The organism is Streptomyces sichuanensis (assembly GCF_020328095.1).
Classification (GTDB): domain Bacteria; phylum Actinomycetota; class Actinomycetes; order Streptomycetales; family Streptomycetaceae; genus Streptomyces; species Streptomyces cinnamoneus.
Map to the genome: position 1 here is coordinate 1 of NZ_JAIXMK010000084.1, position 22,805 is coordinate 22,805.

At 72.9% G+C, this 22,805-nt stretch carries 21 protein-coding genes; 6 read left to right on the plus strand and 15 right to left on the minus strand.

Translation table 11 applies throughout. The annotated features are described in order from the left end of the window. The 3 genes from LE181_RS22415 to LE181_RS22425 all read left to right on the plus strand — a co-directional run. Positions 1 to 1,162, plus strand: a 1,162-nt coding sequence (locus LE181_RS22415) for an NAD(P)H-hydrate dehydratase (RefSeq protein WP_225663315.1), incomplete at its 5' end; no start/stop codon positions are given. A gap of 70 nt (positions 1,163 to 1,232) precedes the next feature. Continuing rightward, the gene (locus LE181_RS22420) at positions 1,233 to 1,487 is read left to right on the plus strand and encodes a hypothetical protein (protein WP_225663349.1); all 255 of its coding nucleotides are present in this window, start codon (positions 1,233 to 1,235) and stop codon (positions 1,485 to 1,487) included. Continuing rightward, entirely contained in the window at positions 1,484 to 1,864 is a 381-nt protein-coding gene (locus LE181_RS22425) for a PIN domain-containing protein (RefSeq protein WP_225663316.1), read from the plus strand. Before LE181_RS22420 ends, LE181_RS22425 begins: the two co-directional genes overlap by 4 nt. On the opposite strand, the gene LE181_RS22430 is transcribed toward LE181_RS22425, so the two are convergent. From LE181_RS22430 to LE181_RS22475, 10 genes are all read right to left on the minus strand, one after another. Beyond that, positions 1,854 to 4,388 (minus strand): serine protease, encoded by a 2,535-nt coding sequence (locus tag LE181_RS22430; RefSeq protein ID WP_225663317.1) that lies wholly within the window; start codon positions 4,386 to 4,388, stop codon positions 1,854 to 1,856. The genes LE181_RS22425 and LE181_RS22430 overlap by 11 nt on opposite strands. 158 nt (positions 4,389 to 4,546) lie before the next feature. Continuing rightward, on the minus strand, positions 4,547 to 5,494 hold the full coding sequence (locus tag LE181_RS22435) for a MerR family transcriptional regulator (protein ID WP_225663318.1): 948 nt from the start codon (positions 5,492 to 5,494) through the stop codon (positions 4,547 to 4,549). A 234-nt stretch (positions 5,495 to 5,728) separates the two neighbouring features. Then, positions 5,729 to 6,856, minus strand: coding sequence for an ATP-grasp peptide maturase system methyltransferase (gene tgmC / locus LE181_RS22440; protein WP_225663319.1), 1,128 nt, complete (start codon positions 6,854 to 6,856; stop codon positions 5,729 to 5,731). Beyond that, the gene (gene tgmB, locus LE181_RS22445; protein ID WP_225663320.1) at positions 6,849 to 7,808 is read right to left on the minus strand and encodes an ATP-grasp ribosomal peptide maturase; all 960 of its coding nucleotides are present in this window, start codon (positions 7,806 to 7,808) and stop codon (positions 6,849 to 6,851) included. Before tgmB ends, tgmC begins: the two co-directional genes overlap by 8 nt. 10 nt (positions 7,809 to 7,818) lie before the next feature. Then, positions 7,819 to 8,115: a putative ATP-grasp-modified RiPP gene (tgmA, locus tag LE181_RS22450; protein WP_308103224.1), complete on the minus strand. Its 297-nt coding sequence runs from the start codon at positions 8,113 to 8,115 to the stop codon at positions 7,819 to 7,821. Continuing rightward, a complete protein-coding gene (locus tag LE181_RS22455) occupies positions 8,099 to 8,596 on the minus strand; it encodes an ATP-binding protein (RefSeq protein ID WP_225663321.1) in 498 nt (165 codons plus the stop codon). Before LE181_RS22455 ends, tgmA begins: the two co-directional genes overlap by 17 nt. Before the next feature lie 298 nt (positions 8,597 to 8,894). Beyond that, positions 8,895 to 10,079 carry a helix-turn-helix domain-containing protein gene (locus LE181_RS22460; protein ID WP_225663322.1) on the minus strand — a complete coding sequence of 395 codons (1,185 nt, stop codon included), beginning with the start codon at positions 10,077 to 10,079 and terminating at the stop codon, positions 8,895 to 8,897. Positions 10,080 to 10,186: 107 nt separating this feature from the next. After that, entirely contained in the window at positions 10,187 to 10,555 is a 369-nt protein-coding gene (locus tag LE181_RS22465) for a holo-ACP synthase (RefSeq protein WP_225663323.1), read from the minus strand. After that, the gene (gene glmS, locus LE181_RS22470) at positions 10,552 to 12,405 is read right to left on the minus strand and encodes a glutamine--fructose-6-phosphate transaminase (isomerizing) (protein ID WP_225663324.1); all 1,854 of its coding nucleotides are present in this window, start codon (positions 12,403 to 12,405) and stop codon (positions 10,552 to 10,554) included. Before glmS ends, LE181_RS22465 begins: the two co-directional genes overlap by 4 nt. A 38-nt stretch (positions 12,406 to 12,443) precedes the next feature. Continuing rightward, positions 12,444 to 12,728, minus strand: a complete 285-nt coding sequence (locus tag LE181_RS22475; RefSeq protein WP_225663325.1) for a hypothetical protein — start codon at positions 12,726 to 12,728, stop codon at positions 12,444 to 12,446. 187 nt (positions 12,729 to 12,915) lie between these two features. Between LE181_RS22475 and coaA the strand changes: the two genes are divergently transcribed. Beyond that, on the plus strand, positions 12,916 to 13,893 hold the full coding sequence (coaA, locus tag LE181_RS22480; protein WP_225663351.1) for a type I pantothenate kinase: 978 nt from the start codon (positions 12,916 to 12,918) through the stop codon (positions 13,891 to 13,893). A gap of 76 nt (positions 13,894 to 13,969) precedes the next feature. Here the strand turns inward: coaA and glmM are convergent, their stop codons facing one another. The 4 genes from glmM to LE181_RS22500 all read right to left on the minus strand — a co-directional run bounded on the left by glmM (position 13,970) and on the right by LE181_RS22500 (position 18,335). Continuing rightward, positions 13,970 to 15,328 (minus strand): phosphoglucosamine mutase, encoded by a 1,359-nt coding sequence (gene glmM / locus LE181_RS22485; RefSeq protein ID WP_225663326.1) that lies wholly within the window; start codon positions 15,326 to 15,328, stop codon positions 13,970 to 13,972. A gap of 142 nt (positions 15,329 to 15,470) precedes the next feature. Then, positions 15,471 to 15,974, minus strand: coding sequence for a 30S ribosomal protein S9 (rpsI, locus tag LE181_RS22490; protein ID WP_190111576.1), 504 nt, complete (start codon positions 15,972 to 15,974; stop codon positions 15,471 to 15,473). Between the two features lie 39 nt (positions 15,975 to 16,013). Next, positions 16,014 to 16,460 (minus strand): 50S ribosomal protein L13, encoded by a 447-nt coding sequence (rplM, locus tag LE181_RS22495; RefSeq protein ID WP_071964527.1) that lies wholly within the window; start codon positions 16,458 to 16,460, stop codon positions 16,014 to 16,016. A gap of 255 nt (positions 16,461 to 16,715) precedes the next feature. Further along, complete coding sequence (locus LE181_RS22500) at positions 16,716 to 18,335, minus strand: ABC-F family ATP-binding cassette domain-containing protein (protein ID WP_225663327.1); 1,620 nt, start codon at positions 18,333 to 18,335, stop codon at positions 16,716 to 16,718. Between the two features lie 55 nt (positions 18,336 to 18,390). On the opposite strand from LE181_RS22500, the gene LE181_RS22505 reads away from it, so the two are divergent. Continuing rightward, positions 18,391 to 19,455 carry a hypothetical protein gene (locus LE181_RS22505; protein WP_225663328.1) on the plus strand — a complete coding sequence of 355 codons (1,065 nt, stop codon included), beginning with the start codon at positions 18,391 to 18,393 and terminating at the stop codon, positions 19,453 to 19,455. Between the two features lie 27 nt (positions 19,456 to 19,482). Here the strand turns inward: LE181_RS22505 and LE181_RS22510 are convergent, their stop codons facing one another. Beyond that, complete coding sequence (locus LE181_RS22510) at positions 19,483 to 20,325, minus strand: hypothetical protein (protein ID WP_225663329.1); 843 nt, start codon at positions 20,323 to 20,325, stop codon at positions 19,483 to 19,485. Between the two features lie 229 nt (positions 20,326 to 20,554). Here LE181_RS22510 and LE181_RS22515 point away from each other — a divergent pair, with 229 nt between their 5' ends. After that, positions 20,555 to 22,732, plus strand: coding sequence for a glycosyltransferase (locus LE181_RS22515; protein ID WP_225663330.1), 2,178 nt, complete (start codon positions 20,555 to 20,557; stop codon positions 22,730 to 22,732). Positions 22,733 to 22,805: the final 73 nt, after the last annotated feature.

Here is a 22,805-nt window from a genome sequence, read left to right on the forward strand (position 1 = left end):
GGGGGGCCGGGCCGTGCCCGCCACGGACGGGCCGGCCACCGGGCGGGCGCTCGCCCGCGCGCACCTGGTCGTCGACGGCATCGTCGGGATCGGGGGCCGCGGCGGCCTGCGGCCCGAGGCGCAGGCCCTGGTGCGGGCGGCGGAGGACGGGGGCGCACCGGTCCTCGCCGTCGACCTGCCGAGCGGCGTCGACGCGGACAGCGGCGAGGTGCGCGGGGCGGCGGTACGGGCGGACGCGACGGTCACCTTCGGCACGTACAAGCCGGGACTGCTCATCGATCCGGCGCGCGAGCACGCGGGTGCGCTGCGGCTGGTGGACATCGGGCTGGGGCCGCACCTGCCGGCCGAGCCGGACCTGGAGGCCCTGCAGCACGCGGACGTGGCCGCGCTGCTGCCCCGGCCGGCCGCCGAGAGCGACAAGTACCGCCGGGGCGTCGTGGGCGTCGTGGCCGGTTCGGCCCGCTACCCGGGCGCGGCGGTGCTGGCCGTGGCCGGCGCCCTGGCGGGCGGCGCGGGCGCCGTCCGCTACGCGGGGCCGGCGGCGGAGGCGGTGATCGCCCGCTTCCCGGAGACCCTGGTGACGACGGGGCCCCCGTCGAAGGCGGGCCGCGTCCAGGCGTGGGTGGCCGGGCCGGGCCTGGGGGACGGCGCGGACGCCCGGCAGGCACTGGAGGACGTCCTGGCGTCGGACGTCCCCGTCCTGATCGACGCCGACGGCCTGCGCCTGCTGGACCCGCACACCGTGCGGTCCCGCTCCGCCGCGACGGTCCTGACCCCGCACGCCGGAGAGGCGGCCGCCCTGCTGGGCCTGTCCCGCGAGGAGGTCGAGGCGGCCCGCCTGCCGGCCGCCCGCGAACTGGCCCGCCGCTTCGGCGTCACCGCCCTGCTCAAGGGCTCCACGACCCTGATCGCCTCCACCACGCACCCGGCGGTCCGGGTCAACCCCACCGGCACCCCCTGGCTGGCGACGGCCGGCAGCGGAGACGTCCTGTCCGGCCTGACCGGCTCCCTGCTGGCGGCGGGACTGACGGGACGGGACGCCGCATCGGTGGGCGCGTACCTGCACGGCCTGGCGGCCCGGGAACTGGGAGCCGCCCCGATCACGGCACTGGGTGTGGCGGAGGAGCTGCGGGGGGTGTGGCGGGACGTCTCGATCGGGTGACTCCCGTAGCGGAGCCCGACGGGTACGGGTGCGTACCCGTATCCTCGGCGGCGAGTGGAAGGACAGCCCCATGGCCGACGCCAACATTCGCATTCCCGCCGAAGCACGCGACCGCCTCGCCGAGGTCGCCGCTGCCGAAGGCATGTCCCTGCGCGCCTATCTGGCGCGCCTCGCCGCCAGCGTTCTCACTCCTGCCGAGCGCGCCGAGCAAGCCGAACGCGCGCGTCGGCTCCTGCAGGAATGGAACGGCTACGACCCCACCCCCGAGGAGGAAGCCCGGCTCGACTCCGAGCTGGACCGGCGCCTCGCGGAGGCGTCCCGGTGAGCGACCATGTCCACGTCGTGCTCGACGACACCGCCATGGTGGCAGCCGGCCAGGGCAACGCCATGACCTCCCGGCTGATCCACCGGGCACACACCGAGGCGGACTGGCACCTGTACGCCCCCGCGTGCGCCCTGGTGGAAGCCGACCGGGCCCGCCCCGGCACGGCCGAGCACATCGCCGCGCTGCCCGGCATCATCGTCCTCGGCCTGGACCTGCCCGGGGCTCTGGCCATCGCCGGCCAGGACACCTGGGCCGTCGCACACGCGCAGTACGCAGCCGGGCCCACCGCCGAACGCCCCGACGGCGCGTTCGTCGCCACCACCGCTCCCAGCCGCTGGGCAGGACAGCCGGTACGAGTCCTGGACGTCAGTCCTTAGGGCCGCCTCCCCCAGACGTGCCGCGGAACCACACCTCCGGCCGGCCGCCCAGTCTCCGGAGGGCGTCTTCGTGGGCGCTGTTCTTGACCACGAACGCCAGGCCGTCGTCGTACGGGAGGCGGCCGATCACGGCGTGCGCGTAGTGGTCCGTGTCGAAGCGGTCCCACGCCCAGGCCAGCTGGGCGCGCACCTGGCGCGAGGGGTGGGTGGCGTAGCGCGACAGGAGGGGGATGGCACGGTCGTCCGCCACCGTCGTGGCCGCCACCACCACCGCGTGGGCCACCTCGTCGGACAGGCCCTCCGGGCCCGGCAGCAGGTCCAGGACGATCCGGCCCGCCTCCGCCAGGGCCTTGGCCGACTGCGTGTCGCGCGGGGGCACCAGCTCGGCGGCGGCCTTCTCGACCCGGGTGCGGACGTCCGGGTCGACCTCGGCCACCTGCTCCAGGCAGGCCGCGGCCAGCAGGTGCAGACGGTGCCTGTTGGCGTCCTCGGCGTCGCCGCGCTCCAGCAGCTTGTGCAGCAGCTCCGCCCGGGCGCGCGGCGGGGCGTGGCCGACGGCCATGCGCAGGACGTCCTCCCACTGGTCGTCGTGCGCGTGGTTGACGAGCAGGTCGAAGTCCCAGTCGTCGACGGCGGCCTGGGCGCCCAGGTAGTCCTGGAACGTGCGGTGGATGAAGTCGAGGGTCTCGCTCGTCGGCTGCCGCAGCAGGCCGCTGCGCACGACCAGGTGCCGCAGGATGTCCTCCGCGCCGCCCTTCGCCGCGACGGCCGGCATGGCGGGCAGCGCCCGGTCGAGGATCTCCACGGCCTTGTGCCATTCGATCTCCGCACGGCCGTTGCGGATCAGCCAGTAGGCGATCTTCTGTAAGAGGGCGGTCTGCGCCTGCTCCAGCTCCGGGCCCTCCAGGCCGACCTCGATCTCGCGCTCGCGGTCGCGCCGGATGAGCAGCAGGTCGAGCGCCGCGCGGTAGAGCTCCATGCGGCCGTGCGGGAGGTAGCCGCGGCGGGAGCGGTTGAGGGCGCAGATCAGCGCGCACATCAGGGGATTGGTGGCCAGCCGGCCCAGGTCCCGTTTCGCGACGACGGCCGCGCTCAGCGACTCCTTGAACGTCCGTAGCCGCTCGCTGTGCTCCTGCCCGGCCGCCGTGTGCCAGCGGTCGATGAAGGCGAGCACGTCGCCGCGGCTCATCGGCAGCAGCTCCAGCTCCGTGAAGCCGGCGTCGGACAGCCAGCCCTCGCGCACGGCCGACGGGCGCGTCGTGATGACGTACCGGGCGTCGGGATAGGCGGCCAGCAGGTCCTTCACCCAGGCGAGGGTGCGTCGGCGGTCGGCCTCGGGCACCTCGTCGACGCCGTCGATCAGCAGCAGCGCCGTGCCCTCGTTCAGCCGGCCGGTCACCCACCCCTGCGCCGCCGGCACCCCGGCCAGCGGCCCGGCCGCGGCCGCGAGGAACTCCTCCGGCTGCGGCAGCGACCCTCTGCGGATGAGGGTGCGCAGCGGCAGCATCAGCGGCATGCAGCCGCTCAAGTGCCCGAGCCCCGGCGGCAGATCGCCCCGAGCGGTCGTCGTGGCCAGCCACTGCAGAAGCGTGGTCTTGCCCGACCCGGCGGCACCGCGGAGCAGCACCCGCCGGTGGCCCGCCAGCGCCTCCTCCGCACGCTGCGGCGAGGGCACCGCACGCCGCCCGCCGTCGGCGCAGGTCCCCTCGGAACGCGCCTCCGGCCGCGCGGCGCCGGTGAGTTCGAGGCTGAGGTAGGCGGCGTCGAGCGGCCACGTCTCGCCCTCGCCGTCGGAGAGCGTCAGCCCGATGATGGTCAGCTCGCCGGACTTCTCGACGACGTAGTCGCGCAGCCGCCGCTCGAACGCCTCGATCTCCAGCTGCCGCGGCGACGCCAGCGAGCGCGACTCCGGCTTGTGGCCCGCCAGCAGGCACTCGCTGAGGAAGCTGAACTCCGACCACAGCGTCGCCGCCGGCGTGACCGTCAGCCGGCCGTGCCGCCAGCCGTTCGGGTCGGCGCACACCACCCCGGCGAGCAGGCCGTCCACGAACACGGCCGCACCCGACATGCCCGCCCACGGCGAGCCCCCGTCGCCGGGTGCGCCGGGGGCGCCGGGGGCGCCGTACTCGCTGTCGAGGACGTGCCGCCCGCTGAGGAGATTGCTGCCCGGCTTGAGCGTGCCGAGGACCTGCTCGGTGTCGAGCTCGCCGCCGGCGTCGCGCTGCACCTGCGGGTAGCCGATGGCCTGCGCGCCCGGCCAGGCGCGCAGGTCGTAGGCGCGGCCCCAGACCAGCGGCTCGAACGCCTCCGCGGTCCGCGGCGGCACCAGGTCCCGCTCGGCGACCAGCAGCGCGGCGTCGCACCGCCGGTCGTCGTCCCGCGCCCACGCCACCCGGCAGCGGACCCTGCCGGACCCGCCGGGCACGATCACCGAGGGAGCGTCGCAGTCACCCACCACGTGCGCGGCGGTCAGGACGACGTTCGGCGCCAGCAGATAACCACTGCCCTGGCGCCTCCCGAACACCGCCGCAATGCGTTCCCTCGCCGGGTGCACAGCCTCTCCCCCTCCGCGCTACGAGCGGACCAGACGATACGCCAGCCGTCGCATGCGAGCGGTGGGATCGGCAAGACGCACGGACGAGGCGCCCGCCCGGACCCCCGAGCCGGGCGGACGCCGGCCCGTCAGGCCGCGGGCCCCCCGGCCCGCAGCGCCGCGATCAGCCACTCGACGGCCGGACCCATGTCGGGCTGCCGCCACCCGTTGATCACCGCGAGGAGCCGCCAGTACTGCTCGTAGCGCGAGTCGTGGCCGTTCTCCAGCTGCTCCAGGAGCCACGCCCGGAACTCCGGCGAGTCCTGACGTCCCGTCATCTCGGCCGAGGCCGCGACGATGTCGTCGACGAACGGCCGGGCCTGCGGCGACTGCGGCGCGATCCCCGCCTTCCGCGCCGCACCCGTCCGCTCCCTGATCAGATCCGCCTGCCGCCGCGTCTCCTCGACCCCCGGCCGGCCCGCCTCCGCCCAGGCCCGCATCTGGTCGTCGGCCGCCCTGCGCATGCCGGCCCGGAAACCGTCGTCCTGGACGAGCTCCGCGAGCTCCACCCAGGCGTCGATCTGCTCGGGCGAGGGGTCCTCGGGCAGCATCGGCATGGCGTTGCGCATCGTGGCCAGGAAGCCGGGGTCGACGTCCAGGCCGTCGAAGGCGTGGTCGATGAAGTCCTCTATCAGCCGGCGGCGTTCCCCGTCGGTGAGGTGCGCGAGCTTGTGCATCAGTTCCAACTCCTCCGGTGTGGACCCGCGTCCGGCCACCGCCCTGAGCACGGCCCGGCGCAGCCGCAGGGTGCGGATCTGCGTCTCCAGAGCCTCGGCGTGCACGGCGGCGACGTCGGCGACGGTGACCTCGCGCGCCAGCACGCGCTGGATGGCGGTGAGGCCGACGCCGAGTTCGCGCAGCGTGCGGACGAGGCCGAGCCGGGCCAGGGCCTGCGGCCCGTAGAGCCGGTAGCCCGCGGGTGTGCGGTCGGTCGGCGGCACCACGCCGGCATCGGACCAGAACCGGATCGTCTTGACCGTCAGGCCGGTCATCCGGGCCAGTTCGCCGATGGAATAGAGCGGGGTGCCGTCGTCCATGTCCACCACCTTGGGGTCTCCCGTCGCTGGAGAGTCAAAGCCGCCGGTGCCCCAGCTTGCGCCATGACACGGGCCCGGACCGCCCCACCCTCCGGCGCGCTCGGGAAAGCCTTGACCTCAAGTCGGCTTGAGGTACGAGGATCACGTCACGAGCACGGCTGAGCCCGGACGCGCCACGGGGGTGCGGGCCCGGGCCCGGGCTCGGTGCGGTCACGCGGTCACGCGGTCACGCGGTCACGCGGAGGGCCAGGTGATGATCTGCTCGTCCGGGGTCACGGTGATCTCGAAGCGCTCCGGGCCGGGGGCGCCGTCCGCCCGCCACCGGCCGAGGTGATCCTCGACCGCGTCCCAGAGCCGCGCCGGGCCGCCCTGCCGCACGAGCCACCGTCCGGCTTCCTCCCGCAGAGCCGCCCAGGCGCCCGCGTCCACGTCGATCAGAACGTGTTCCGTGCGCCCCTCCCGGTCCAAGGTGATGCGCTGCGCACGAGGGCAAGCGAGCTGGGCGACGAAGCGAGCGGTCCAGCCGTCCAGGGCCTGCGGGACGATCCGGGCGGGGCGCTCGTCACCGTCGTCGAGGTCGGGCAGCAATCCCAGCGGCGGCGGGAGGTGCGGGCGGGCCAGCATGAACGAGACCTGCCCGCCGAGGACCGTGCCGCTCGCCGTGCCGTCGTCGGCGACCGTGAGCCGTACCAGCTCGGAAGCGTGCATCCACCCGCCGACCGTGACCAGAACCTCTCCGCCGGGCCGGGTCTGCGCAAGCCACTCGGCCGGCACCGTGTGCACGCCGCAGGTGGCGATCACGCGGTCGTACCGTCCGCCGTCCTCGTGTCCCGCCAGCCCGTCCCCGACCACCCGGGTGGGCCGGTACCCAGCGCCCGCGAGCGCCATTCCGGCCCGGGCGGACACCTCCGCGTCGACCTCCACGGTGATCACGTTGCCCTCACCGGCGACATGGCAGAGCAGCGCCGTCGAGTAGCCCGTGCCCGTGCCGATCTCCAGGACGCGCGTCCCCTCGGTCACGCGCAGGTCTTCGAGCATCCGCACGACCAGACTCGGCAAGGTGGACGACGACGAAGGAGCCGCCGCGATGCGGCCCTCCACCTGGTCGGAGAAGACGGCCCCGGCCACCTGCGTCACCAGAGTGTCGTCTTCGTAGATCCTCACAAGCCTGTCAGCCGGGTCCCCCGACACCGGCCGGTACCACCCGCCCTCCTCGTACTCGAACCAGCCGCGCGAGAGGAACGCCTCACGGGGCACACACAGAACGGCCGCTTCCCACGCGGGAGATCGCAGAGCGCCGGTCGTGGACAGCCGTTGCGCGAGGCCGGCCCGTAGGTGTTCCGAGGGCAGGAGGTCAGTCATGCAGGCTCACTCCGTTCTCCAGCAGGTCCGCGATGGCGGCAGTGACCGGGAGGCCGACCGCGCCTTCGAGCCAAGCCCATTGCCCGTTGGGATTGCACTCCAGGAACCACCACGCGCCGTCCCTGGTCACGGCGAAGTCGAAGGCACCGAAGCTCAGCCCGAAGGAGGCGAGGAACCGTACGAGCGCCTCGCGCATCCCCTCCGGACAAGCCACAGGCTCGTAGGTGAGGCTCTGATACTCGGCCCTCCAGTCCACGACACCGGGTGGCGCGGTGATCCGGGCACTGAAGACCTGCTCGCCCACGACAACCGCGCGCACGTCCGCCACCTTGGGCACCTGCGCCTGGAACAGGTGCGCGCTGTGGCTCACAGCACCGTCGATCTCGCCCGGCGCAACCGGGGCGGCCCAGATCGCGGCGGGCTCGCCCTCGACGTCGTACGCCCCCGCGTGCAAAGGCTTGTAGATGCTGGGCTGCTCGGCGCAGAAGACCTTGGCCTCGGCCGGATCGTTCGTGATCAGGGTGGCCGGGACCGTGAGCCCCTCCCGGACCGCCGCGTCCAACTGCGCGGGCTTGTACTCCGCCCGCGCGATGGCCTGTGGATGGCTCAGGTACAGGCACCCCGGCAACGCACCGAGCACACCACCCAGTCCGCGCCGGTTCTCCTGAGCGGCGAACCGCACGGCCTGTCCGCCGCGGTCCGTCGCGTACGCGTTCGGGCGCCGGTGATACAGGGCGCGTGTGGCGGACAGGTCCGCCGTGCGGTCCCCGACCGTGAGCCGTCCGATCCATCCGTCCGCCCCGGTACGGGCGGCGAGCACCGCGCGGGCGGGGAAGTCCTCACCGGGATCGAACCGGAGGACGGGCACCCGGCGCCGGTTCAGTTCCGCGATGACCAGATCGGCTGTCGCGTCCTCGTACTGCGTACAGACCAGCACCGGGCGTCCGTCCATGACGCTCCCCCTAGTCCTGCGTCGCGTCCTGGCCGGAGTCGGCGTCCATCTTGCCGTCCTTTCCGACCTGCGTGGGCGGATAGGTGTTGACGGAAGTGCCGTGCTTGCCGAGTTCAGCTGGAGTCATCGCACCGTCCGCGCCGACCCACCGACCGGTCTGCGAGGCCGGATCGATGCCCGCGTACCGCCAGGCCGACGGTGATCCGTTGCGAAGCGGCACCATGCGGCGCAGGCCCCATGGCACGGGGGTCGCGGCGCCGGACGACAGTGGCGTGTCGGCCGGGAGCCGATCAGCATGGTTGAACACTGCGTTCCTCCTCGTCGGTCATCACGAACGGGTGCGGGCCTGCACGGTCTGCGGTGGGAACGAGCTCCGTGCCACCGCCTTCGCGCAGCTCGAACCAGACCTCCTTGCCCACGGGCGTGAGCTCGTCCCACACCCAGGTCACGCCGGAAGCGTGGGACAGCCGTCGCAGCAGGGCCATGCCCTTGCCGTCGCCCTCGCCGGAGTGCGGCTGCCGCGGCCACGGGGGCCGTCCGGGGTCGTCGTCCCGTACGGCCACGACCACGCGGCCGGCGTGGACCGTCACCTCGACGGCGAGCTCGGGCACGCGCGCGTGGCGCACGACGTTGGTCACGGCGTCGGAGACGCAGATCCGGGCGTTCTCGATCAGCGGGCGCCGGTCGGCCGCGATGAGGGAGGCGGTCACGAACTCCCGGGCCAGCCGGGCGGTGCCGGGCGCCACGGGGGCGGAGAGACGGTAGTTCTCGGCGGGCACGTCGCTCATGGGCGCACCGCCACGAGGTCGATGCCGTGCGCGGTGATCACCGCACGGTACGGGGTGCACGGTGCGGGCGTTGCGGGGGCCGGTGACCTCGACGGCCGGTGGCCGTCGAGAAGGGCTCTCGCCCACCGGGTGATGCGGCGGATAGGGTCTCGCATGTCGACGCTCCTCAGCAGCGTTGGCCACGCCCCCGGACCGTTCGCGCGGTCGCGGGGGTCCTCTGACCTTCACAGCCTGCCGACACCACAAGGCCCCAACTGTCAGACGTGACTGATAGCCCCGGCCAACGCCTTGCCGCCCGTCATCTTCCCAGCCAGGCCCCGTAGTTGCTGAAACTGTCGGGCATGCGCCGCTTCGCCGACTCCAGTCCTGCGAAGGTCTCCCGGACGGTCGGGTGGTAGCGCGTCTGCTGCGGCGCCACCTTGCGGGCCAGCTGCAGGTTCTTGAAGGCCGCGTCCGTGCGGCCGGTCCACATCTCGGCGCGGGCGACCTCGGTGTAGTGGTGAGCCCGGCGGGAGGGCGGCCAGTCGTCGGGGAGCGGACTCTCCTCGGCGGCCCGTACGGCCTCGGGGTACCGGTCGAGCTCGGCGAGGACGCTCACCCGGTGGGCGACGACGTTGGTGGGGCCGAAGGACAGCCAGTGCACCTTCTCGGCCGCGCCCGTGCGCTCGGCGATCCGCCGCGCCTCGGCGAGGTGGCCGTCGGCGGCCGTCTCATCCTTGTCGCGGCCCGCCAGCACGGCGGCGCCCAGGTGCAACTGCCCGGTGACGACGTCGCGGACGCGACCCGGCTCGGCCTGCGCCAAAGTGGACATTCCCAGCACCACGAGCCGCTTTCCCGTGCGGTAATCGCTGGCGCGGAGGTAGGCCAGGGCCCGCAGGTACTGGCGCATTCCGCCCAGCACCGGGTCCGAGGCCCGCTGTGCGGCCCAGTCCAGTCGGTCCAGCGCGACCGTGCAGAGGTCGGGGAAACCGAGCTTCGTGGTCACGTCGTAAGCAGTGCGGTACGCACTGGCGAGGACGCGCCAGTTGCGGTCCTTGGGGGTCGTGTGCGCCGTGGTGGTGGCTTCGTGGATCAGGCCGGGGAGGTCCGCGGCGACCTGCTTGATGCGCGTCGCGCGGACCATGGAGCACAGCTCCTCGGCGTGCGCTTCCAGCTCCTCCACGGGGCGGGGCGTCACGTCCGGGTCGGCCCCGAGGTCGTAGATGTTGAGCGCCTCGCGGATCGGCTGGATCAGCCCGTCCAGCTGGTCCGCCCGGAGTTCGTCCAGGTAGGGCTGCCCGGTCAGCTCGGTGACGGGCACCGAGAGGGCGCGGGCCAGGGCCCCGGTGACGGAAGGGCTCGCGGGCAGGGCACCCTGCTCCACCTTCGTCAGCGTGCTGTAGGAGACGTGGGAGAGTTCCGCCAGCTCTCTCTGGGTCAGGCGGCGTACCTTGCGCGCACGCGCGATGCGCGCGCCGGTGTAGTCGTCACTGTGCGGGGGCATACAGAGCTCCGTTCTGACACGACACAAGAACGGTACCGCCGCCCACGCCCGGGACAATGGTGAACGGCCCCTGCCCAAGGGACCGTTCACCGTCGCCCCCGCAAGGACTACTTCTCCGCGATCACCACCGCCGACGCCACCCCCGCGTCGTGGCTCAGCGAGATGTGCCAGCTCCGCACGCCCAGGGCCTCGGCCCGTGCCGCCACCGTCCCCGTCACGACGAGGGCCGGGCGGCCGCCGGCCTCCGTGACGACCTCGGCGTCGGTCCAGAGCAGGCCGGGGGGCGCCCCCAGGGCCTTGGCCAAGGCTTCCTTGGCGGCGAAGCGGGCGGCCAGGGAGGCGACGCCCCGCCGTTCGCCGCTCGGCAGGTACAGCTCGCGCTCCACGAACAGCCGGTCCGCCATCCCCGGCGTCCGCTGCAGCGCGGCGTCGAAGCGGTCGATCTCCGCGACGTCGATGCCCACTCCGACGATCATTCGACGGTCACCGACTTCGCCAGGTTGCGCGGCTGGTCGACCTCGTTGCCGCGCGCCGTGGCGAGCTCGCAGGCGAAGACCTGCAGCGGCACCGTCGCCACCAGGGGCTGCAGCAGCACCGGGGTCGGCGGGACCTCGATCAGGTGGTCGGCGTAGGGGCGCACCGCCGCGTCGCCGCGTTCGGCGATGACGATCGTGCGCGCACCGCGCGCCCGGATCTCCTGGATGTTGGAGACGATCTTGTCGTGGAGGACGGAGCGGCCGCGCGGCGAGGGAACGACCACCACCACCGGCAGGTCGTCCTCGATCAGCGCGATCGGACCGTGCTTGAGCTCGCCCGCGGCGAAGCCCTCGGCGTGCATGTAGGCCAGTTCCTTGAGCTTCAGGGCGCCCTCCAGCGCCACGGGGTAGCCCACGTGGCGGCCGAGGAAGAGGACGGTGTTCTTGCCGGCCAGGGAACGGGCCAGCTCCCGCACCGGCTCCATGGTCTCCAGCACCTCCTCCACCTCCCCGGCGATCTCCGACAGCTCGCGCACCACGCTGCCGACCTCGTCGCCCCACTTGGTGCCCCGCACCTGGCCGAGGTACAGCGCGACGAGGTAGCAGGCCACCAGCTGGGTCAGGAACGCCTTGGTCGAGGCGACGGCCACCTCCGGCCCGGCGTGCGTGTACAGCACGGCGTCCGACTCGCGCGGGATCGTCGAGCCGTTCGTGTTGCAGATGGCCAGGACGTTCGCCCCCTGCTCGCGCGCGTGCCGCAGGGCCATGAGGGTGTCCATCGTCTCGCCCGACTGGCTGATGGCGATGACGAGCGTGCGCTGGTCGAGGATCGGGTCGCGGTAGCGGAACTCGCTGGCCAGCTCGGTCTCGCAGGGGATGCGGGTCCAGTGCTCGATGGCGTACTTGGCGATCATCCCTGCGTGGTAGGCCGTGCCGCAGGCCACGATGACGACCTTGTCGACCTCCCGCAGCACCGACGCGGGGATCCGCAGCTCGTCCAGGGTCAGCGAGCCCGCGGCGTCGATCCGGCCGAGGAGGGTGTCGGCGACGGCCCGCGGCTGCTCGGCGATCTCCTTGAGCATGAAGTAGTCGTAGCCGCCCTTCTCGGCGGCCGAGGCGTCCCAGTCGACGTGGTACGCGCGGACGGCGTCGTCGGCCGGCGTGCCGTCGAAGCCGGTCACGGTGACGCCGTCGCGGCGCAGCTCGACGACCTGGTCCTGGCCGAGCTCGATCGCCTCCCGGGTGTGGGCGATGAAGGCCGCCACGTCCGACGCGAGGAAGTTCTCGCCGTCGCCGACGCCGACGACCAGCGGGGAGTTGCGCCGCGCGCCCACGACCACGTCCGGCTCGTCCGCGTGCACCGCCACGAGCGTGAACGCGCCCTCCAGCCGGCGGCAGACCTGCCGCATGGCCTCGGCGAGGTCGCCGCAGGAGGAGAAGACCTCGGAGAGGAGGTGCGCGACGACCTCGGTGTCGGTCTCCGACTCCAGGACGTGGCCGCGCTCGGCCAGCTCGGCCCGCAGCGCGGCGAAGTTCTCGATGATGCCGTTGTGGACGACGGCGACGCGGCCGGGGTTGTCGAGGTGGGGATGGGCGTTGGCGTCCGTGGGGCCTCCGTGGGTGGCCCAGCGGGTGTGGCCGATGCCGGTCGTGCCGGAGGGGAGCGGCCGGTCGGCCAGCTCCTTCTCCAGGTTGGCGAGCTTGCCCGCCTTCTTGGCGGCGGCGAGCCCGCCGTCCGCCGGCACCGCCACTCCGGCCGAGTCATAGCCGCGGTACTCCAGCCGCCGCAGCCCTGCCAATACGACGTCGAGGGCGGACTGCCCTCCCACATAGCCAACGATTCCGCACATGGGGTGCAGCGTACGGCCCGGGGGCCGACGCCCGTGGGTCAACGGCCGCGCTCGATCCGGTCGATGGCCTCCTGCACGAGTTCGAGGTACTCGACCTCCTCGCAGCGCGGTTTGCTGCCGAGGACATACCGGTCGAGGCAGTCGTCGAGGTCCTGGCCGAGGTCCTCGTCCGGCAGCTCGGCGGCGAGGTCGCCGCACACCTGCCCGGCGAGGTCCGGACGGGCCGCGCGGGCGGCGTGGGCGGCGGGGGCGGGACAGCGACGGTGGACGAGGCGCCGTACGCGCCTCCTGGCGAGCCGGAGAACCAGAAAGAAAACGAACACGGAGCAGAGCTCCTCGCCTCGTGCGGACCGGGGGGAGGAACGTAGTCCTGACCCGCGAGTAGGTACAGACCCCGCGAGAGAACTTCACCCACAGGAACCTCTCGACCCCCTTCCGTCACGGCAGAAACGGACCCCGAAGTCACCCGCCGGGGCCGCACGCGCGCACAATGGGCCCGTGCCGACCACCATGGACCCGCAGCAACGACGCCGCGCAGACTCGTCCCCGTTCGTGGACCTCAGCCGCGCGCAGTGGAGCGCCCTGCGGGAGAACACCCCTCTGCCCCTGACGGCGGAGGAGGTCGAGCGGCTGCGCGGGCTCGGTGACGTGATCGACCTCGACGAGGTCCGCGACATCTACCTGCCGCTGTCCCGGCTGCTCAACCTCTACGTGGGGGCCACCGGCAGCCTGCGCGGCACGCTCAACACCTTCCTCGGCGAGAGCCTGGGCGAGAAGGGGGCCCAGCGCGGCACGCCCTTCGTCATAGGGGTGGCCGGCAGCGTGGCGGTGGGCAAGTCGACCACGGCCCGGCTGCTGCAGGCCCTGCTGGCCCGCTGGCCCGAGCACCCGCGCGTCGAGCTGGTCACCACCGACGGCTTCCTGCTGCCCAACGCCGAGCTGCACGCGCGGGGGCTGATGTCGCGGAAGGGTTTCCCCGAGTCGTACGACCGCCGCGCCCTGACCCGGTTCGTCGCGGACGTGAAGGCCGGCAAGGACGAGGTCTCCGCACCGGTCTACTCCCACCTGATCTACGACATCGTGCCCGGCGAGCGGCTGACCGTGCACCGCCCGGACATCCTGATCATCGAGGGCCTCAACGTCCTGCAGCCGGCCCTGCCCGGCAAGGACGGGCTCACCCGCGTCGGCCTCGTCGACTTCTTCGACTTCAGCGTCTACGTGGACGCGCGCGCCGAGGACATCGAGCGCTGGTACTACGAGCGGTTCAAGAAGCTGCGCGCGACGGCCTTCCAGGACCCCGACTCCTACTTCCGGCGCTACACCCAGGTCTCGGAGGAGGAGGCGCTGGACTACGCCCGCCGCAACTGGCGCACGATCAACAAGCCGAACCTGCTGGAGAACGTGGCGCCCACCCGCGGCCGGTCCAACCTCATCCTGCGCAAGGGGCCGGACCACAAGGTCCAGCGGCTGTCGCTGCGCAAGCTCTGACCCCGCCCGACGCCCGCGCCGCCCCGCCCGGAGCGGTTTCCGGGCGGGGCGGCGCGAGCGACGGGAGGAGCGGGGCCTAGCCCAGGGCGGACTTCACGACGTCGGCCAGCTGCTGCGCGACGGTGCGCGCCTGCTCGATGTCGGCGGCCTCGACCATCACCCGGACGAGCGGCTCGGTGCCGGAGGAGCGCAGCAGCACCCGGCCGGTGGAGCCCAGCTCGCGCTCGGCGGCGTTGACGGCCTCGGCGAGCTCCTCGGAGGAGCCGACGCGGGACTTGTCGACGTCACGGACGTTGATCAGCACCTGCGGCAGGCGCTCCATGACGCCCGCGAGGTCGGCCAGCGAACGGCCGGTGGCGGCGACGCGCGCGGCCAGCATCAGGCCGGTCAGGGTGCCGTCGCCCGTGGTGGCGTGGTCGAGGACGATGACGTGGCCGGACTGCTCGCCGCCCAGGGCGAAGCCGTTCGCCTTCATCTCCTCCAGGACGTAGCGGTCGCCGACCGCCGTCTGGACGAGCTGGACGCCCTCGCGCTCCATGGCCAGCTTGAAGCCCAGGTTGGACATCACGGTGGCGACGACGGTGTTCTTGCGCAGCGAGTCCGCCTCGCGCATGGCGAGCGCCAGCACGGCGAGGATCTGGTCGCCGTCGATCTCGTTGCCCTTGGCGTCGACGGCCAGGCAGCGGTCGGCGTCACCGTCGTGGGCGACGCCCAGGTCGGCGCCGTGCTCGACGACGGCGGTGCGCAGCTTGTCCAGGTGGGTGGAGCCGCACTCGTGGTTGATGTTGAGGCCGTCGGGCTCGGTGCCGATGGTGATGACCTCGGCGCCGGCGCGCGAGAACGCCTCGGGCGAGACGCGGGAGGCGGCGCCGTGGGCGCCGTCGATGACGACCTTGAGGCCGTCGAGGCGGTTGGGCAGGACGCCGATCAGGTGGGCGACGTAGTTGTCGAAGCCCTGGTCGTAGTCCTTGACGCGGCCGACGCCGGCGCCGGTGGGGCGGTCCCAGGGCTCGCCGGAGGCGTGCGCCCGGTAGGTCTGCTCGATGCGGTCCTCCAGCTCGTCGGCGAGCTTGTGGCCGCCGCGGGCGAAGAACTTGATGCCGTTGTCGGGCATGGCGTTGTGGCTCGCGGAGAGCATCACGCCGAGGTCGGCGCCGAGGGCACCGGTCAGGTAGGCGACGGCGGGCGTGGGCAGCACGCCGACGCGCAGGACGTCCACACCGGCGCTGGCGAGACCCGCCACCACGGCGGCCTCCAGGAACTCACCGGACGCACGCGGGTCGCGGCCGACCACCGCCACCGGGCGATGGCCCTCGAAGGTCCCCGCCTCGGCGAGCACATGCGCAGCGGCGACCGACAGGCCGAGCGCGAGCTCCGCCGTCAGATCGGCGTTGGCGACACCGCGCACACCGTCCGTACCGAAGAGTCGTCCCACAGGTGTCCTCCGAAAAAGCGGGGCGGGGCCGCCCAGCGGGCCCCGAACATACGTACCAAGTCCTGACCGGTAATGGCCGAACGCCCCGGCGGCACGGATCGTGCCGACCGGGGCGTTCGGGCAGTGCAGCGAAGCCGCGTGATTAGCGCTTGCTGTACTGCGGAGCCTTGCGGGCCTTCTTCAGACCGGCCTTCTTGCGCTCGACCGCACGGTCGTCGCGGCTCAGGAAGCCGGCCTTCTTCAGCGGGCCGCGGTTGTTGTCCACGTCCGCCTCGTTCAGCGCGCGGGCCACACCGAGGCGCAGGGCGCCGGCCTGGCCGGAAACGCCGCCACCCGAGATGCGGGCGATGACGTCGTAGCGGTCGTCGAGCTCAAGCACCTTGAAGGGCTCGTTGACTTCCTGCTGGTGCACCTTGTTGGGGAAGTAGTCCTCAAGGGTGCGACCGTTGATCTTCCACTTGCCGGAGCCCGGAACGATCCGGACGCGGGCAATGGCGTTCTTGCGACGACCCAGGCCGGCAGCCGGCTGCGGGTCGCCGAAGCGGGAGGCGAGGGACTCGGAGGTGTACTCCGACTCCACGACCTCGGTCTCGCTGGTGTACTCCTCGACGCCCTCGACCGGCATCTCGGCGGTGGTCTCAGCCACGATTCTCCTCAGACTTTCTGGTTCGGCGGTGGCCGGGACTTAGCCCTGCTTGACCTGGGTGATCTCGAACGGCACGGGCTGCTGGGCAGCGTGCGGGTGCTGGTCGCCCGAGTAGACCTTCAGCTTCGAGAGCATCTGACGGCCGAGGGAGTTCTTGGGCAGCATGCCCTTGATCGCCTTCTCGACGGCCTTCTCGGGGTTCTTGTCGAGCAGCTCGTCGTAACGGACGGAGCGCAGACCACCCGGGAAGCCAGAGTGGCGGTAGGCCATCTTCTGGGTCTTCTTGTTGCCGGACAGGTGCACCTTGTCGGCGTTGATGATGACGACGAAGTCACCCATGTCCATGTGCGGGGCGTACACGGGCTTGTGCTTGCCGCGCAGCAGGGAGGCAGCCTGAGAGGCCAGACGGCCCAGGACGACGTCCTGCGCGTCGATGATGTGCCACTGGCGCGTGACATCGCCGGGCTTGGGGCTGTACGTACGCACGGTCGTAGCCTTCGCTTCTTCAGTGAGTGGGTCCTGACACGGCCCGCACTGGACGATCACACGGAACCGGCCGCACAACGGGGACGCAACCCGCGTGCCGACCGCCGACGACCATCCTGGCGGACAAGCGTAAGGGCCCCTCGCGTGAGAACGACCAAGCCAATACGCATAACGAACTCGTAGAGTACCGGGAGCCCACCTGCCGGGTCAAAACACGGTCCTACCGGTCATGATCCCACCGGCCGCCACGCCGCGCTACCGGGCCCGCGCCACCCGGCCCTCGTCCCACACCGGCTCCGGCACCTCGCGGACCCTGCCGTCCGCGCCGAAAAGCAGGAAACGGTCGAAGGAACGGGCGAACCAGCGGTCGTGCGTCACCGCCAGCACCGTCCCGTCGTACGCCTCCAGCCCCTCCTGCAGCGCCTCCGCGCTCTCCAGGTCCAGGTTGTCCGTCGGCTCGTCCAGCAGCAGGGCCGTGGTCCCGGCCAGCTCCAGCAGAAGGATCTGGAAGCGGGCCTGCTGGCCGCCGGAGAGCTTCTCGAAGGGCTGGTCGCCCTGCTTCTCCAGCTCGTACCGGCGCAGCACCGACATCGCGCCGCCGCGGTCCTTGGCGTGCTCGGTCCACAGGATGTCCACGAGCGTGCGGCCCATCAGCTCGGGGTGCGCGTGCGTCTGGGCGAAGTGGCCGGGGACCACCCGGGCGCCCAGCTTCCACTGGCCCGTGTGCGCCACGTCCTCGCCCGCGAGCAGGCGCAGGAAGTGGGACTTCCCCGAGCCGTTGCTGCCCAGCACCGCGACCCGCTCGCCGTAGAAGATCTCCAGGTCGAACGGCTTCATCAGACCGGTGAGCTCCAGGCCGGCGCAGGTCACCGCGCGCACGCCGGTGCGTCCGCCGCGCAGCCGCATGCGGATGTCCTGCTCGCGCGGCGGCTCCGGCGGCGGCCCCGCCTCCTCGAACTTGCGCAGCCGGGTCTGGGCGGCGGCGTAGCGGGAGGCCATCTCGTGGCTGACCGCCGCGGCCTGCCGCAGGTTGATCACCAGCTTTTTCAGCTGGGCGTGCTTCTCGTCCCAGCGGCGGCGCAGCTCCTCGAAGCGGGCGAAGCGCTCCTTGCGGGCCTCGTGGTACGTGCCGAAGCCGCCGCCGTGCACCCAGACGTCGCTGCCCGCCGGGCCCGGCTCGACGCTGATGATCTTCTCGGCGGAGCGGGCCAGCAGCTCGCGGTCGTGGGAGACGAAGAGGACCGTCTTCTTCGTCTCGCGCAGCCTCTCCTCCAGCCAGCGCTTGCCGGGGACGTCGAGGTAGTTGTCCGGCTCGTCCAGCAGGAGCACCTCGTCGGTGCCGCGCAGCAGCGACTCCAGCACCAGACGCTTCTGCTCCCCGCCGGAGAGGGTGCGCACCTGCCGCCACTGGGCCTGCTCGTAGGGCACGCCGAGCGCCGCCATGGTGCACATGTCCCACACGGTCTCGGCCTCGTAGCCGTGCGCCTCGGCCCAGTCGGACAGGGCCTGCGCATAGGCCATCTGCGCGGCCTCGTCGTCCACCGTCATGATCGCGTGCTCGGCCGCGTCCACGGCCGCGGCCGCCTGCCGGATCCGCGGCTGGGCGACCGTGAGCAGCAGGTCACGGACCGTACGATCGTCCCGCACGGACCCCACGAACTGGGGCATCACCCCGAGCCCGCCGGTAACGGTGACCGAGCCGCCGTGCGGCTGGAGCTCCCCGGCGATCAGGCGCAGCAGCGTGGTCTTGCCCGCACCGTTGGCCCCCACCAGGGCCACCGCGGCCCCCTCGCCCACGCGGAACGACACATCGCCCAGCAAGGCCCTGCCGTCCGGCAGGTAGTACTCCAGATGTGCCGCTTCCACATGTCCCATGCGGGGATTCTCTCCGCTCCCGGGGCACTCGCCCAACCGGTTTACGATGCACGCCATGAGCTTTGGGCAGGGAGGGCCGCAGGGGGCCCCGGGGGATCAGCCGTCCACGCCGCCGTGGGGGCCGCCGCCTCATGCGCCCCAGGCACCGCAGGGGTCTCCACAGCCCCCTGCGCCCCAGCCGCTTCCGCAGATACCGCCGGGCGCGGCACCGGGCGCCCCCTGGCAGCAGCAGATACCCGGCCAGGCGGCCACCCCCGACTGGGGACGGCTCGCCGACGAGACCGCCGCCCGCGGCCGCCGCCGCACCTGGCTGCTGGCCGGCGGCGGCGTCCTGGCCGCCGGCGCGATCGCCGCGATCGTGGCCACCGCCGTGATGATGTCCGGCAAGGGCGACGACAAGGCCCTGCCCTCCCCCGAGAAGCTGCCCAGCGCCTCCGCGGGCTCCCCCGAGCCGACGTTCTCGCAGGTGGCCCCGCCCAACCCGCGCGAGTTCATCGCCACCGAGGAGAAGGACACGGCGCCGCTCTCCACCAAGACGCTCTTCCCGCACACCAAGCCCGTCCTCGACAAGCGCACCTACAAGCGGCTGGCCCAGGACACCACCACCGACTGCGCCTCCGCCGCCCAGGGCGGCCTGGGCCAGGTCCTCGCCGACAACGGCTGCCAGAAGGTGCTGCGCTCCACCTACGAGCGGGACGGCGTCGCCGTCACCGTCGGCGTGGCCGTCTTCGCCGACAAGGCCGCCGCCGACAAGGCGAAGGAGCAGGCCACCGGCAACATCACCGCCCTCTCCGGGGACGACGGCCCCGCCTTCTGCCGCGCCACCGCCTGCCGGCTCACGGCGAATGCCGAGGGCCGCTACGCCTACTTCACCGTCGCCGGCTACACCAACGGCAGCGCCGTCACCTCCGACGACACCAAGGCCCTGCAGGCCGGCCGGGACGTCGCCGGCTACACCTTCCGCCGGATCATGTACCGGGCCAACGCCCTGGCCGCGGCCTCCGTCTCGCCCAAGCCGTCGGCCAAGCCCTCCGCGAAGGCGTCCGACAAGGGCTCCGACAAGACGGTCTCCGACAAGCCCCAGGCCAAGCCCTCGCCGGCCCCGGCCGAGAACACCTGACCGCCGGCGACGCACGGCCTGCTCGGCCTACTCCCCGCCGTCGCCGTCGTTCTCGCCGTCCCCCGCCTCACCGCCCTCACCGGGCCCCGCCCCCGGGCCCGCGTGCGGGGGCGGGGCCGTGGGCGGCCGCTCCGCCCGCTGCAGCACCTCCACCTTCGCGACCTGCGCCGCCACCAGCGCCTGCGGGATCTCCACGGCCCCCGGGTCGGACAAGTGCGTCGCGAAGAACATCGACAACGTCGCCCCCGTCCGCACGACCGTGACCAGGCTCGGGGCCCGCTCCGCCGCGTTGACCAGGCGGTACGCCATCGCCTCGTCACCCAGGTGCGGCGCCGGCAGCGCCCGTACCGCCTCGAACCGCTGTGGCTGGCCCTCGCCGGTCTCCATCGCGAAGCCCCCCGCACAGTCCTCCGCCGCCGACCGCAGCGCCCGCACCGTGCTCCGGGCACCGTCACCCGCGTACGTGGAGACCCTGATCGTGCCCAGCAGCCCCTGGAAGCCCTGCGCACCGGTGGCCTTGGCGAAGGTGTTCACGACCGACGCCACGGGCGCGGGCTGCGGCTGCGAGCCCAGCGCCACCACCAGCGGCCGGCACTCCCGGCTGCCGGTACTGGGCAGACCGTGCCCCGCCGTGCTCGCCGACGCCCGCTCCACCAGGAAGCCCGGCACCTCCCGGGGCTCCAGCTCCGCGTGACGCAGCTGGGCGTGGCCGAGCACCCGCACCGCCTCGTGCTCGTCCTTGTCCTCCGCAGCCCCGCCCGCCTCCTCCGTGCCGCCGCCCGCGCCGCCGGACCGGCCGATGCCGCAGCCGGCCGCGAGGCCCAGCACCAAGGCCGCCGAGACCACCACCGCCGCCACCTTCGCCCTCACGCGTTCCGCCTCCCAGCGCCCACCGAGCGGTCTCCTCCACACCTTCTTGCGGCGTGACCCAAGCCACAATGTAGGCTGCGCAGGCAATCGAAATCCCTCCCAACGGTCTCCACCGGCGGTTCGCACCACGCCGGAACCGACGGACCGATCAGCAAGGGAAGACCCGGACACCACCCAGGCCAGGGGGAAGGACCGGCGCGACGCCCCCGGCGCGTCGCGCAGACACGCCATGAAGATCTCTTTCCTTTTGCAGAACGCCTACGGCATCGGCGGCACCATCCGCTCCACGTTCAACGTCGCCGGCGCCCTCGCCGCCCGGCACGACGTGGAGATCGTGTCCACCATCAGGAGCGGCGACAAACCCCGCCTCCCCCTTCACCCCAAGGTGCGGCTGGTCAACCTCATCGACCGGCGCGCCGAGAAGGGCGCCGACCGCGACCACCCGCTGCTCGACCAGGACAGCAAGCACGTCCCCCCGGTCGAGGCCAAGGGCGCGCACTTCAGCGCCCTCACCGACGAGCGCGTCGCCGAGCACCTGGCCACGACCGACGCCGACGTCGTCGTCGCCACCCGCCCCGGCCTGGTGATGTACCTCGCCGAGTTCGGACAGGACCGCTACCTGCGCATCGGCCAGGAACACCGGATCTACGGCACCCACGAGCCGACCATCCGCGCCTGCCAGGACGCCGCCATCCCCCGCCTCGACGCCCACACCACCGTCTCCGAGGCGGACGCGGCCACCCACCGCGAGCAGTTCCCCGGCATCAGGACGAAGATCGTCTGCCTGCCCAACGGCTGCCCCCCGTCCGAGGTCGAGCCCTCCGACTCCAGCGCCAAGCTGGTCGTCGCCGCCGGCCGCCTCATCCCCGTCAAGCGCTACGACCTGCTCGTACGGGCCTGGGAGACCGTCGCGGCCACCCGCCCCGACTGGAAGCTGCGCATCTACGGCCGCGGCCCCGAGCTGGCCAAGCTGCGCACGCAGATCGACACGCTCGGCCTGAACGAGGCCATCACCCTCATGGGCGCCCACTCCCCCATCGAGACCGAATGGGCCAAGGGCTCCATCGCCGCCGTGACCTCCCGCGAGGAGTCGTTCGGCATGACGATCGTCGAGGCCATGGGCTGCGGCGTCCCCGTCGTCGCCACCGACTGCCCGCACGGACCCGGCGAGATCATCACCGACGGCGAGGACGGCCTGCTCGTCCCCGTCGGCGACAGCGACGCCATCGCCAAGGGCCTGCTCAAACTCATCGAGGACGACGAGCTGCGCCGCACCATGGGCGCCGCCGCCCGCGCCTCCGCCCAGCGCTACGCCCCCGAACGCATCGCCGACGCCTACCTGGAGCTCATCGACAGCCTGGGCGGCCCGCGCACCGCCGCAACCCCGGACACGGACGCGGACGTGACGGCGACCCCGGACGCGGACGCCGCGAGCGCCCCTGCGGCCCGGCCCGCCCCGAAGCCCACCGCGGCGCCCAAGCCCCTGCCGCTCGCCAGGCGGCTGCGGCGCGCCGTCGGCAAGCTGGTCCGGCCCCTGCGCCGCCGGCCGGCCGCCGCCCCCGCCACCCCGCAGGCGAAGAAGGCCCCGAAGGACACCGCCGGCAAGCCGCTGCGCCCGGTCGCCTCGTGCCGCGTCGACGCCGACGGCAACATCCTCGTCTCGGTCCAGCGCAAGGGCGTCAGCGGCGAGAAGCTGACCCTGACCGTCACCCGCCGCAAGGAGGGCAAGCCCGTCGAGGTCCCCCTGCAGCCCGCCGCCGACGGGCGCGGCCCGTACACCGCCGTGCTCGACCGCACGACCATGCGCCTGGGCGAGGGCCGCTGGGACCTGCACGTGGTCCGCGCCGACGACAAGGCCCGCCGCCGCGTGGTGGCCCACCTCGCCGAAGGCCGCGGCCTGCTCGGCCTGGAGCCGCTGCCCGGCGGCCCGTTCACCTGGTGGGTGCCCTACCCGACCGTCGACGGCTACCTCGCCCTGCGCGCCTGGCACCGCGAGGCCCACGCCGAAGCCCGCACCGTACGGGCGGCGGACGACGCGCTCACCGTCGAAGGCACCCTGTACGGCCTGGAGTTGACGGGCGACGAGACACCGGCCGTCATCGGCGCGCCGCGCGGCGACAACGCCGCCGGCGTCACCGTGGACGTCGAGACACCGACGCCCGACACCTTCCGCTTCACCCTCCCCTACGAGCGACTGCGCGCGGCACGCGAGGGTGACGAGGCCGTCACGTGGGACCTGTCCCTGCGAACGGCCGCCGGAGCCAAGCCCGTTCGCATCGCCCGCCTCACCGGCGACATCGTCGACCGCAACAAGACCGACCTCTACCCGACGACGGCGGGCGTCCGCCCGTACTTCACCGTCAACAGCGACCTCGCCGTCAACCTGGCGGCGGGCACAGCGAGCTGACGCAGCGCCGGATACACGAAGACGCCGGGCGGGCTGGTAACTCCAGTCCGCCCGGCGCCCTTTGAGGACATCA

Excerpts from the sequence above, each read along its gene's own strand:
- LE181_RS22455 (WP_225663321.1), bottom strand. The coding sequence starts at position 8,596 with ATGAGCGACGTGCCCGCCGAGAACTACCGTCTCTCCGCCCCCGTGGCG.
- tgmB (WP_225663320.1), bottom strand. The coding sequence starts at position 7,808 with ATGGACGGACGCCCGGTGCTGGTCTGTACGCAGTACGAGGACGCGACA.
- LE181_RS22505 (WP_225663328.1), top strand. The coding sequence starts at position 18,391 with ATGAGCTTTGGGCAGGGAGGGCCGCAGGGGGCCCCGGGGGATCAGCCG.
- glmS (WP_225663324.1), bottom strand. The coding sequence starts at position 12,405 with ATGTGCGGAATCGTTGGCTATGTGGGAGGGCAGTCCGCCCTCGACGTC.
- LE181_RS22420 (WP_225663349.1), top strand. The coding sequence starts at position 1,233 with ATGGCCGACGCCAACATTCGCATTCCCGCCGAAGCACGCGACCGCCTC.
- LE181_RS22500 (WP_225663327.1), bottom strand. The coding sequence starts at position 18,335 with ATGGGACATGTGGAAGCGGCACATCTGGAGTACTACCTGCCGGACGGC.
- coaA (WP_225663351.1), top strand. The coding sequence starts at position 12,916 with ATGGACCCGCAGCAACGACGCCGCGCAGACTCGTCCCCGTTCGTGGAC.
- LE181_RS22515 (WP_225663330.1), top strand. The coding sequence starts at position 20,555 with ATGAAGATCTCTTTCCTTTTGCAGAACGCCTACGGCATCGGCGGCACC.
- LE181_RS22465 (WP_225663323.1), bottom strand. The coding sequence starts at position 10,555 with ATGATCGTCGGAGTGGGCATCGACGTCGCGGAGATCGACCGCTTCGAC.
- LE181_RS22435 (WP_225663318.1), bottom strand. The coding sequence starts at position 5,494 with ATGGACGACGGCACCCCGCTCTATTCCATCGGCGAACTGGCCCGGATG.
- tgmC (WP_225663319.1), bottom strand. The coding sequence starts at position 6,856 with ATGACTGACCTCCTGCCCTCGGAACACCTACGGGCCGGCCTCGCGCAA.
- LE181_RS22460 (WP_225663322.1), bottom strand. The coding sequence starts at position 10,079 with ATGCCCCCGCACAGTGACGACTACACCGGCGCGCGCATCGCGCGTGCG.